Below are 12,763 nucleotides of genomic sequence, written 5' to 3'. Positions count from 1 at the left end.
CTTGATGGTGCGAACAAGATCAAAGCACTGGCGCAAAAGGTCAAAGAGCAGGGGATGACCTCCGTAGCGATGACAGACCATGGAAATATGTTCGGGACCATTGATTTCTACAATACCATGAAGAAAGAGGGTATCAAACCCATCATCGGTATGGAAGCCTATGTGCACAATCAAGAAGACCTGGGTGACAAGTCTATACGTCAGCGTTTTCACCTCTGCCTCTATGCCAAAAATGAAGTAGGGTATAAAAACTTGATGTATCTGAGCTCCCGTGCCTACATCGACGGATTTTACTATTATCCCCGTATCAACTGGGACCTGCTCAAAGAGAATAGTGAAGGGTTGATCTGTTCTTCCGCCTGTCTGCAGGGTGAGATCAACTGGCATATGAACCTTTCAGAGAAAAATGTCAAGTTTGGTGCCAAAGGGTATGAGGAAGCAAAAAAAGTAGCCTTGAAATATAAGGATGTGTTCGGTGAGGACTTCTATCTTGAGCTCATGCGTCACGGCATCGGGGACCAGCACCGCATAGACAAGCAGATCATCCGGCTTTCACAGGAAACGGGTATCAAGATCATTGCCAGCAACGATACACACTATACAGAGAAAAAAGATGCAGATGCCCATGAGGCGTTTATGTGTATCGCGATGAACAAACTCTATGATGATCCCAATCGTTTACGTCACTCGGTACATGAGTTCTATGTCAAGTCACCGGAGCAGATGGCTGAACTCTTTGCAGACATCCCAGAAGCATTGGAAAATACCCAGGAGATAGCGGACAAATGCAACCTTGAGATCAAACTGGGCGACCCGACCCCGCCTAATTTCAAATTCGCCAGAGAACGTGCTGCAGAGTCGGGCATCCCTATGCCTGAACCGGACAAAGAGTACTCACTGGAGAACGACAAGGTCCTCTTTATAGAGGAGTCCAAAAGAGGACTTGAAAAGCGTCTAGAGATCGTGCCGGAGGAAAAGCATGAAGAGTATAGAGCCAGACTCCAGGTGGAGATAGATATCATCAACAATATGAAGTTCCCGGGCTATATGCTTATCGTTTGGGATTTTGTGGATGCGGCCAAACAGATGGGTATTCCTGTTGGACCGGGACGTGGTTCCGCGGCGGGATCGCTCGTGGCGTATTCACTGGGTATCACCGACATCGACCCTATGCCTTACGGGCTGCTCTTCGAGCGTTTCCTGAATCCTGAACGTGTCTCGATGCCGGATATCGATATGGATTTCTGCCAGGCAAGACGTCAGGAGATACTCGACTATGTGGTCGAAAAGTACGGGCGGGTCAACGTGGCACAGATCATTACCTTCGGTAAACTTTTGGCCAAAGGGGTGATCCGTGACGTGGCACGTGTCCTTGATATGCCTTATTCCAAGGCAGATGCGATGGCCAAGCTTATCCCGGATGAACTGGGTATCGACCTGAAAAGCTCTTATGAGAAGGAGCCTAAGATCAAAGAACTGTTAGAGAGCGACCCTCAGGCAAAACGAACCTGGGAGTATGCACTGGCGCTTGAAGGACTCAACCGTAATGCCGGTACGCATGCGGCGGGTGTGGTTATTTCCAATGAACCGCTGTGGCAGAAGACCCCTTTATTCAAACCTACAGGACTTGACACCCTCGCGACACAGTACTCAGGAAAGTATGTGGAAGATGTGGACCTGATCAAGTTCGACTTCCTCGGGCTGAAAACCTTGACCGTGATCGAAGAAGCACTGCAGCTGGTAGAAAAAAGACACGGGAAACGCATCAGCTTTGTCGAAGAGAATATCGAAGACAAGGAAGTGTATGATTACATCAGTACCGGTGAGACGCTCGGACTCTTCCAGATAGAATCGGCCGGGATGCAGGATCTGGCGAAAAAACTGAAACCGAACGGTTTTGAAGACGTCATCGCGATGCTCGCACTCTATCGTCCCGGACCGATGGAATCAGGGATGCTTGATGACTTTGTCGAACGTAAGCACGGACGTGCAGAGATCACCTACTCCTTCCCTGAACTTGAACCTATACTCAAACCTACCTACGGGGTCATCGTCTATCAGGAACAGGTCATGCAGATCGTACAGACGATCGGTGGATTCAGTCTGGGCGGTGCGGACCTGGTGCGTAGGGCGATGGGTAAGAAGATCAAAGAAGAGATGGACAAGCTCAAGGGCCAGTTCGCCGATGGGGCAGAGAAGAAAGGGTTTGACAGAAAAAAAGCGGAAGACCTTTTCGACCTGATCGTCAAGTTCGCCGGGTACGGGTTTAACAAGTCCCACTCTGCAGCGTATGCGATGATCACGTTCTATACCTCCTATTTGAAGCATTATTACCCGACGGAATTCATGGCGGCGATCCTGACGCTGGAAAAGAACAATACCGATAAAGTGGTCAAATATGTGGATGAACTCAAACGTATGGGTATTCAGCTCCTTCCACCGGATATCAACCGTTCCGGGCTTGTATTTGAAGCACGGAAGGTAGACGGTGATGAGGTCGTTATGTTCGGTATGGGTGCGATCAAGGGCGCAGGGGACATTGCGATAAAGAGCATGCTTAAAGCCAGGGAAAAGGGGGAGTTCAAGGACTTTTCTGATTTTGTGTCGAGAATAGATTCAAGCAAGGTGAACAAAAAGGTCATTGAATCACTGATCAAAGCCGGGGCATTGGACAGTTTCGGCTATAGCCGTAAAGCGATGCTTTCACAGATAGAAGAGATCATAGAGACAGCTAAAAAAGCAGGCGATGCGAAAAAACAAGCGGTAGGCTCACTGTTTGGCGAGGGTGCAGAAATGACCGCGGTGACGTTAGAGCTTTCCCATATGGCTGAGTTTGAACCTATGGAAATACTTGAAATGGAGAAGGAATCCCTAGGCTTTTATGTTTCAGGACACCCGCTGGACAAGTACCGTGAAACACTCGATACCATTAACTATACACTAAGTTCGGAGATAGATGATCTGGCAGACGGATCACAGGCGATGTTCATCGGCAAGATCGAAAATATCACAGAGAAGATAAGCAAGAAAGGGAATAAGTTCGGTATCGCCAATATCATGGACCTGCACGGAAATATCGAATTGATGCTCTTTGAAAATCGTCTCAAGGAGCTGAAAGAAGATTTCGATCTCAGCAAGCCTATCGCCTTTAAAGTAAAGATCACGAAAGATGGTGATTTTACACGTATGAACATATTGAAGATCTCCAGCATGAAAGATGCGAAGAAAGCGAAGATAAAAGTGGAAAAAGAGGTGAAACATGTCGAAGAACCCGAACAGCCGCCTCTGATACTCGCCCTCAATCTCATGCCGGATGCAAAGATCGTCGAAGAACTGATGTGTCTAGTAGACAAATACCCGGGTAATCGTCCTTTGGAGCTGCATATCAAGTCTAAACTTGCAGATGTCATCATAGAGTCGAAGATGAAGGTAAGTGACCTTATCATGGAAGAGGCCAAGGAGATAGGTATCTATTTGGAAGAAGCTTTGGAAGTTGAAAGCTAAGATCATATAATTTTTTTTAATCTTAATTTTATTCATATAGAATATAATTGTTCATCGTTGACACAAAAAAGGATAATTATGAAATTAATTAAAGGTTTTTTTACACTTGTAGGTACAGTAGTAGTATTTGGGTTTATTTTTGCCTTTGTGAAGTTTGATCTGGGTACAAGAATGGAACAGATGAACAAGCTTGACCCCCAGGCCATACCAGAATATTTGAAAATGTTTGACAAGGTATTGACCACAGGTGACCCGGCTAAAGGGATGATCCGTAAAGTAAAAATGGTCATACCCGAAGGCATGACAAAAGCAGAAGCATTTGAGAATGCTTTAGAGATCATGGATGAAACAGCAAACCAATATGGCATGGCTTTGGTCGACAGTAAAACGATGCCTAGAAATGGTAAACTGTTTAAGGATGGAGGACTTCTTACGCATATACGGTCATACTGTTCCCCCTATATTGCAGATATGTTTTTAACACACTCTCCAGAATTTATCGGGTTTATGCCATGCAGAGTTAGTTTTGTCGAAGAGCCCAATGGTGACATTTATATTTATACGATGAGTATGGAACTCATGATCAATGGTGGTTATGTATTATCACCTGAACTTTCAAGGCTTGCAAATGAAGTAAGAAATGGCATGTACGCAATGATGGAGGATGCTGCTTCTGGCGAGTGGTAATTGCTATTTTTTTAGCAGATACTCACATTTTTGGGTGTGGGTATCTTTTTTTGTTTATTTCCTTTTCTCTAGCTACTGTTAACACTTACTTTCGGATGCATTTGATATAATAACCTTTTAAAAATTTGATCAGGAATCTCATGGCTACCCAAGATGATGAAAAAGCATTTAGCATATTAGAACAAGCCGTCCATATGGCACAAAAGTCACTGGAAAAAAGAAAACAGTTCCAGCCATTCTTGATCTTATTGAATGATGCCGGTGAGATAGAACTATATGAAAATGAAGTCAAGGATTCGGCCGAGAGCTATGCCTTGTTGGAAGAGACTTTGAACGGGCGTATCAAAGAAGGTGATGTAGATGTGATGGTCCTGGCAGTGGATACGCTCATACCTGAAAGATTTGTCAAAGATGTACCCGCTGGAATAAGATTGCATTTGGAAGAGAAGAGCCAGGCTGAAAAGAAGATCTCTGCCAGATATCTGTATGTTCCCTATGAGCTCTGCAGAGCAGGGGAAGGTGACCTGTTTGTGAGACTTCATACCCCTATCTCAGTCGGATTTCCTGCGGAGTATATTGTCCGGTAGCTTGGACAGTCCGGCTTCCCATCCAAAACCATCAAAAAATTGTGTAGTATAGAAACAAATAATTAAGATAACTTTTTAATAACATTCTATTTCAATTAACTAATACAAAAAAAGTGTTACTCTTCTGTCACATTAATTTAATCGAAGGAACAGTTATGTCAAAACTACCAAAAATCATATGGTCAAAGATCGATGAGGCGCCGGCACTAGCTACGTATTCATTGTTACCAATCGTAAACGCGTTTACCCAGGCAGCAGGCGTAGAAGTTGTAGAGAGTGATATCTCATTGGCAGGAAGAGTACTTGCAGCTATGGGTCTAGCAGAAGATGAACTCTCTAAACTAGGTGAAGTGGTTCTACAACCAGACGGGAACATCATTAAACTTCCAAACATTTCAGCTTCTGCAGGTCAACTTAAAGATTGTATCGCTGAGCTTCAAGGTCAAGGTTATGATATCCCTAACTACCCTGAAAATCCAACAACGGATGAAGAGAAAGCTATTCAAGCAAAATATGCTACTTGTTTAGGTTCTGCTGTTAACCCGGTACTTAGAGAAGGAAACTCAGACAGAAGAGCAGCTAAAGCGGTAAAAAGATTTGCACAAAAAAATCCACACAGACTTAAGCCATTTGCTGAAAACTCGAAAGCATATGTTGCGCATATGGCAGGTAAGGGAGATTTCTACGCAAACGAGAAATCTTTGACTATGGATAAAGCACAAAAAGTGACGATCGCACTCAACGGCAAAGAGTTAGCAACTATCGATGCACTTGCTGGTGAAGTACTTGATGGAACATTCATGTCAGTAGCAGCACTTAGAACATTCTACAAGCAAACGATCGAAGATGCAAAAGCAAAAGACCTTATCTGGTCACTTCACTTGAAAGCGACGATGATGAAGATCTCTGACCCTATCATGTTTGGTCATGGATTTGAGATCTTCTTTGCAGATGTATTCGCTAAATATGCAGACACATTTAAAGAAGTTGGCGTGAATCCAAACATGGGTATGTCAGACTTAGAGAAAAAGATCAAAGGTCACGCTAAAGAAGCTGAGATCAAAGCAGCGTTCCAAGCAGCAGTTGATTCAGATGCTCCAAAGATAGCAATGGTTGATTCTGATAAAGGTCAAACAAACTTTAACGCATCTAACGATGTCATCATCGATGCTTCTATGCCTGTTGTGGTAAGAGAAGGTGGTAAACAGTGGGATAGAACAGGTGCTGCTCTTGAAACTGTAGCAGTTGTTCCTGATTCTACTTACGCAATGTTCCACGCTGAGATGGTAGCTGACTGTGTGAAGCACGGTCAATTCGATGTAAGTACAATGGGTACAATGCAGAATATCGGTCTTATGGCTCAAAAAGCTGAAGAGTACGGTTCTCACCCAACAACTTTCGAACTTGCTGAAGCAGGTAAAGTAACTGTAACTGCTGAAGATGGTACAGAATTGATGAGCTTTGATTGTGAAGCGGGTGATATCTGGAGAATGTCTAGAGCTAAAGATATCCCGATCAAAGACTGGATCAGACTTGCGTTTGAAAGAGGTCAGATCGAGCAGATCCCAGTTGTGTTCTGGCTAGATGAGAACAGAGCGCACGATGCTCAGATGATCGCAAAAGTTAAAAAGTATATGCCAGAGTTCAACACTGAAGGTCTTGAAATTCACTTTATGGATATCACTTCTGCAACAAGATTTACAAATACACGTATCCGTGAAGGTAAAGATACCATCGCTGTAACTGGTAACGTACTTAGAGACCACTTGACTGATATGTACCCGATCCTAGAGCTTGGTACTTCAGCAAAGATGCTTTCAATCGTTCCATTGCTTGCAGGCGGTGGATTGTATGAAACTGGTGCGGGTGGATCTGCTCCTAAACACGTGGACCAATTCCTTGCAGAGGGTCACTTAAGATGGGATTCACTTGGTGAGTTCCTGGCATTGGCTGAGTCATTGAGATTCATCGGTCAAAAACATGACGATGCTAAACTTAAAGCACTTACAGAGGCTTTAGATGAAGCAAACAACGGTTACCTAGATAACAGTAAAGAACCAGGTAGAAAAGTGGGAGAGCCTGATAACAAAGCATCTCACTTCTTCTTGGCACAATACTGGGCAGAAGCACTTGCGAAAGGTTCAAACGCTGAACTAGCTGAGAAATTCGCTCCGGTGGCTAAAGCACTTAAAGAGAATGAAGCTAAGATCATGGAAGAGCTGCTTGCTGTTGAAGGTAAGCCTCAGGACGTGGGCGGATATTTCCATCCGAATGACGAGTTGGCTGCCAAGGCAATGAGACCTTCTGCTACACTTAATGCAATTATTGATGCTATCTAAGTAGTTATCTATACAAGTATTGTACTTTTTTTGTACAATGCTTGTACCCAAAATAAAATTGCGTGATGCCACGCATCTATCAGAACCTATTTCTGATCACTTCTTGATTATCTAGTGTAAAAAGATACTTCTGGCACATCTGTGCCATTGACGTAGGGTTGATGTAGCCTCGATTACCGCAAGGCATAATTGATAACAAAAGTTATGAGTTATGTTTTGCTTAGAGGTCCCCTATAGTTCTCACCAAAAAGGATTATAATGATAAAGAAAAGTAAAAAAGTAACGGTTATCGGTGCCGGAAACGTTGGTGCTACAGTAGCATTTATTCTTGCGATGAACGGTGTATGCCATAATGTTGTATTGAGAGATAGAAATACAGAGATCGCTAAAGGAAAAGCGTTGGATATGTCGCAGGCTGCCAATGCGGCAAGATCACATACGATCGTATCTGTAGCAGAAGAGGCTGAAGGTATTGCAGGTTCAGATGTGGTGGTGATCACTGCAGGAAGCCCGAGACAGCCGGGTATGAGCAGAGATGATCTTTTGATGATCAATGCCGAGATCACCAAAGAGGTGATACAGGATGTTAAAAAGCATGCACCGGATTCGATCATTGTCATGGTTTCCAACCCGCTTGATGTCATGACCTATGTGGCACTCAAAGAATCAGGTTTCCCAAAAGAGAGAGTGGTCGGCATGGCCGGTATTTTGGATTCTGCAAGAATGGCACACTTCATTTTTGAAAAGATCGGTTACGGTGCAGGTCAAATTCGTGCTTCTGTGATGGGTGGTCATGGTGATGATATGGTGCCACTGCCAAAATTCTCTACGGTCGCCGGTGTACCATTAACGGACATTTTATCTGAGAAGGATATCTGTGAGGTGGTCGAGAGAACGAAGCATGGTGGAGCTGAGATAGTAGGGTATCTTAAAACGGGTTCTGCCTATTATGCACCGGCAAAGTCTACAGCGATCATGGTCGAAGCGATCTTGAAAGATACCAAACAGATCCACCCTTGTGCAGTCTATCTTGACGGGCATTATGGGTATTCTGATGTGGTTTCCGGTGTGCCTGTCGCACTCGGTGCAAACGGTGTTGAAAAACTGTTTGAAATGACATTGAACGACGATCAAAAAGAGAGATTTGAAAAAAGTGTTCAGTCTGTCAGAAGTATGATCAATGTACTTAAAGAGAAGAACTTTTTTGACGCATAAAGTCTTGTACAGCGTAATATAATATAAGGAAGGATGATGATGGGTTTCAGAATTGAAAAAGATACTATGGGGGAGATGAAGGTCCCTGCTGATAAATATTGGGCTGCGCAAACACAAAGATCCGTACATAACTTTGAGATAGGTAATGAGACCATGCCTTTGGAAGTCGTATATGGTTTTGCGAACCTGAAAAAAGCTTGTGCTTTGGTGAACCAGGAGTTGGGACGTTTGGACGATGATAAAACCTCTGCGATCTCACAGGCATGTGAAGCGATCCTTGCAGGCGAACTCGATGACAACTTTCCTCTTGTGGTATGGCAGACAGGGTCAGGTACACAGTCTAACATGAACGTGAACGAAGTAGTAGCGAACAAAGCCACAGAAATACTTGGTGGAGACTTCACTAAAGAGAACCTGGTACATCCGAATGATGATGTCAACAAGGGACAAAGTTCCAACGATACCTATCCGACTGGAATGCGTATAGCCGAAGTGGTTGCCGTCACCGACAACCTTATCCCGGCACTCAATCAGCTCAAAGCAACGCTGGATGCGAAATCAAAAGCATTTGCTGACATTGTGAAAATAGGTAGAACGCATCTTCAGGATGCTACACCGCTGACACTTGGACAGGAACTTTCCGGTTATGTGGCAATGCTTGAGACAAATCTCAAACAGATCAACGATGCGCTTGTCTACTGTAGAGAGATCGCCATTGGTGGTACCGCTGTGGGTACGGGACTGAACTCTCACCCGGAATTCTCAGAGAGGGTCGCAGCAAAATTGAACAGCTTTATGGCAAAAGATTACGGGTTTGTGTCTCAGCCGAACAAGTTCCACGCACTGACAGGGCATGATGCGGAAGTGGTGCTTTCCGGCGCATTGAAAGCACTTGCAGCAAACCTCATGAAAATAGCCAATGATATCAGATGGCTGGCATCAGGTCCTAGATGCGGTTTGGGTGAGATCGAAATCCCAGCGAATGAGCCGGGTTCATCGATCATGCCAGGTAAGGTCAACCCGACGCAGGCAGAGGCAATGACGATGGTAGCGGTACAGGTGATGGGTAATGATGCTACCGTAGGTATCGCAGCATCTCAGGGTAACTTTGAGCTGAATGTTTTTAAGCCGGTGATCGCGTACAATATCTTGCAGTCCACCAAACTTTTGGCAGATGCAATGATCAGTTTTGACAAGAACTGTGCAGTAGGTATCGAACCGATCAGAGAAAACATCGACAGGTTCCTTAATGATTCATTGATGCTGGTCACAGCACTGAACCCGCATATTGGGTATGAAAATGCAGCGAAGATCGCAAAAACAGCACACAAGAACGGTACCACTTTGAAAGAAGAAGCGGTAGCACTTGGACTGATGTCTGCAGAAGAGTTTGACAAATATGTAAAACCTGAAGAGATGATCGCACCAAAAGCATAATCTTTACTCTCCCTTTTGTTACCAAAAGGGACACTTTCCCCACTATAATCTAAAAACTACCCCAAATACCCTCATTTAATGTGTAAATACATAACAGTTTTCTAAAATCACTCTCTTTTATAGGCAAATTAACCAGCTCTTATCCTCTTTCATCGTATAGTAATGCATTATATTTAAAAGGAGTACACGTGAATATTCATGAGTATCAAGCGAAACAAATATTCCAAAAGTATGGTGTCCCGACACCGAGAGGTATTATTGCCAATACACCTGATGAAGCTGTGGCAAATGCAGAAAAGCTGGGCGGAAAGATCTGGGTTGTAAAAGCACAGATCCATGCAGGCGGTAGAGGACTTGGTGGAGGTGTTAAACTTGCCAGATCTCTAGAGGAAGTAAGAACACTGGCAGATGAGATCCTAGGGATGACCTTGGTAACACACCAAACGGGCCCTGAGGGTAAATTGGTTCAAAAAGTCTATATTGAAGAGGGTGCAGCGATCGCTGATGAGCTATATCTTTCTGTTGTACTTGACAGAGCGGCTGAAATGCCGATCATCATGGCTTCAACCGAAGGTGGTATGGATATTGAAACTGTAGCACATGAGACTCCTGAAAAAATCATCAAGATCGCAGTGGACCCTACGATCGGTTTCCAAGGTTACCATGGTAGAGAGTTGGTATTTGGTCTTGGTATCACGGATAAAGACGAGCAGAAAAAGATGATGGATTTTGCATCAAAACTTTACAAACTCTACATGGAAAACGATGCAGAGATGATCGAGATCAACCCACTGATCAAAACAGAATCTGGTGATTTCCTTGCACTTGACGGTAAAATGGGCTTTGATGACTCTGCATTGGGAAGACACCCTGATATCGAAGCAATGAGAGATATCTCTGAAGAAGATCCGGATGAAAGAGAAGCAGGGCAGTATGGACTGAGCTATGTAGCGCTTGACGGTGAGATCGGTTGTATGGTAAACGGTGCAGGTCTTGCGATGGGTACGATGGATACGATCAACTATATGGGCGGTACGCCGGCAAACTTCCTGGATGTAGGTGGTAAGGCAAACGCTGAGACCGTTGCAAAAGGATTTGAGATCATCCTTAAGAACCCGAATGTAAAAGCGATCTTCGTGAATATCTTCGGCGGTATCGTAAGATGTGACCGTATCGCAAACGGTATTCTAGAAGCAACGAAGCTGGTTGATGTACACGTACCGGTCATCGTAAGACTTGACGGTACGAATGCACCGGAAGCGGCAGAGATCCTCAAAAATGCAAATATCGCAAACGTAATCCCTGCGACCGACCTGGCAGACGGTGCGGCAAAAGCAGTAGCAGCGGCAAAAGGAGAGTAAAAAATGAGTATTCTTGTAAATAAAGACACAAAAGTTATCGTTCAGGGTTTCACAGGTAGCGAAGGTACGTTCCACGCGGAGCAGTGTATCGCTTACGGAACAAAAATCGTTGGTGGTGTAACACCAGGTAAAGGCGGACAAGAACACCTTGGCAAGCCTGTATTCAATACAGTCAAAGAAGCGGTACAAGCGACTGGCGCAACCGTTTCTATGGTATTCGTTCCGCCTGCATTCGTGGCAGATGCGGTGATGGAAGCGGCGGATGCAGGGATCGAGCTGGCAGTGATCATTACCGAAGGTGCCCCTGTTCGTGACATGCAGGCAGCAAAAGCCTATGCAGTGAAGCACGGAATGATGACCATCGGGCCAAACTGTCCTGGTATCATCACAGCGGAAGAGTGCAAGATTGGGATCATGCCGGGTATGATCTTCAAGAAAGGGAACATAGGGCTTATCTCTAAGTCCGGTACATTGACCTACGAGGGTACAAACCAGGTAGTGAAACAAGGTTTTGGTATCTCTACGGCTGTAGGTATCGGTGGTGACCCTATCATCGGTCTTTCCTATAAGCAGTTGCTTCAAATGTTCCAGGAAGACCCTGAAACAGAAGCGATCGTAATGATCGGCGAGATCGGTGGGGATCTTGAAATCCAGGCCGCAAAGTATATCAAAGAGAACATCACTAAACCAGTGGTTGCTTTCATCGCGGGTCAAACGGCACCGGCTGGAAAAAGAATGGGGCACGCAGGTGCGATCATATCCGGTTCAGCAGGTACAGCCAAAGAAAAAATGGATGCGCTGCAAGCTGCAGGTGTTAAAGTGGTTGTCTCTCCGGCAGAGATCGGTAAGGCAGTGAGCGAAGTACTTTCGTAATCAACACCGGCGTCATCTTTCATCATTCCCGGGAGCTTCCCCGGGAATCTTCCAACATTCACTCCCTATCTTTACGTCACTTTATATATTATTAGTGTATGATTAAAAAAAAGGCAATAGTATGCAGAAAACATTTCAGGTAGCAAATGTAAAATGTAGCGGTTGCGCTACCACACTCAAAGAAAAGCTTTTTGAAAAATTCGGAGCAGTTGAAGTGGATCTCAATACACAGCCTCGTGAGATCACCCTGGAACTAGAAGAGGAGCAGGTAGAGGAGTTGGGAAAAGCGCTCAAAAAACTGGGCTATCCCTTTGTTTCTGATGAAATGGGATTTGCTGAAAGTACTTCTGTGAAAGCAAAAAGCTTTGTCTCTTGTGCTATAGGTAAAATGAGCCAATAATTTTGTGATAAAACTGGATTATTAGCATTATAATATGTTATAATGTTAATAGGTGCAACAGGTAGTTGCTGGTGGCGTCAGCCACGAGAGGAAAGTCCGGGCTGCAAGTGAGACAGGACTCCATCTAACGGATGGCCAGAGTGATCTGAGGGCAAGTGCAACAGAAAGTAGGTAGCCGCTTCGGCGGTGATAGTGAAAGGGTGGGGTAAGAGCCCACCAGTGCTTATGGTAACATAGGTAGCTAGGTAAACCCTGTCCGCAGCAAGAAGTATATGGTATAAGTCTCACAAGCTGTTAGATCAGCACTCATACTTCGCTCGAGCGCATTGGCAACAATGTGCCTAGATAAATAACTACCCA

General features: G+C 44.6%; 9 protein-coding genes and 1 other RNA gene. All 10 read left to right on the top strand.

What is annotated here, in order from left to right; translation table 11 throughout:
• Positions 1–3,504: DNA polymerase III subunit alpha (dnaE, locus tag VIM88_RS00285; RefSeq protein ID WP_331860880.1), on the top strand; the 3,504-nt coding region annotated here is incomplete at its 5' end.
• A 78-nt stretch (positions 3,505–3,582) separates the two neighbouring features.
• Positions 3,583–4,191: a DUF302 domain-containing protein gene (locus tag VIM88_RS00280; RefSeq protein ID WP_331860879.1), complete on the top strand. Its 609-nt coding sequence runs from the start codon at positions 3,583–3,585 to the stop codon at positions 4,189–4,191.
• A gap of 140 nt (positions 4,192–4,331) precedes the next feature.
• Complete coding sequence (locus VIM88_RS00275) at positions 4,332–4,778, top strand: hypothetical protein (RefSeq protein WP_331860878.1); 447 nt, start codon at positions 4,332–4,334, stop codon at positions 4,776–4,778.
• Between the two features lie 155 nt (positions 4,779–4,933).
• A complete protein-coding gene (locus tag VIM88_RS00270) occupies positions 4,934–7,117 on the top strand; it encodes an NADP-dependent isocitrate dehydrogenase (protein ID WP_331860877.1) in 2,184 nt (727 codons plus the stop codon).
• 258 nt (positions 7,118–7,375) lie between these two features.
• Positions 7,376–8,332 carry a malate dehydrogenase gene (gene mdh, locus VIM88_RS00265; RefSeq protein WP_331860876.1) on the top strand — a complete coding sequence of 319 codons (957 nt, stop codon included), beginning with the start codon at positions 7,376–7,378 and terminating at the stop codon, positions 8,330–8,332.
• 39 nt (positions 8,333–8,371) lie between these two features.
• The gene (gene fumC, locus VIM88_RS00260; protein WP_331860881.1) at positions 8,372–9,769 is read left to right on the top strand and encodes a class II fumarate hydratase; all 1,398 of its coding nucleotides are present in this window, start codon (positions 8,372–8,374) and stop codon (positions 9,767–9,769) included.
• 188 nt (positions 9,770–9,957) lie between these two features.
• Positions 9,958–11,130: an ADP-forming succinate--CoA ligase subunit beta gene (gene sucC / locus VIM88_RS00255; RefSeq protein WP_331860875.1), complete on the top strand. Its 1,173-nt coding sequence runs from the start codon at positions 9,958–9,960 to the stop codon at positions 11,128–11,130.
• A gap of 3 nt (positions 11,131–11,133) precedes the next feature.
• Entirely contained in the window at positions 11,134–12,003 is an 870-nt protein-coding gene (gene sucD, locus VIM88_RS00250) for a succinate--CoA ligase subunit alpha (protein ID WP_331860874.1), read from the top strand.
• 121 nt (positions 12,004–12,124) lie between these two features.
• Positions 12,125–12,403, top strand: a complete 279-nt coding sequence (locus VIM88_RS00245; protein ID WP_331860873.1) for a cation transporter — start codon at positions 12,125–12,127, stop codon at positions 12,401–12,403.
• A gap of 49 nt (positions 12,404–12,452) precedes the next feature.
• An RNA gene (rnpB, locus tag VIM88_RS00240) (RNase P RNA component class A) lies at positions 12,453–12,763 on the top strand; the annotation flags it as partial.

This window comes from Sulfurovum sp. (assembly GCF_036568385.1).
Classification (GTDB): domain Bacteria; phylum Campylobacterota; class Campylobacteria; order Campylobacterales; family Sulfurovaceae; genus Sulfurovum.
Note: the sequence above shows the minus strand (reverse complement) of the source record. Positions and strands in the feature narration are given on the sequence as shown.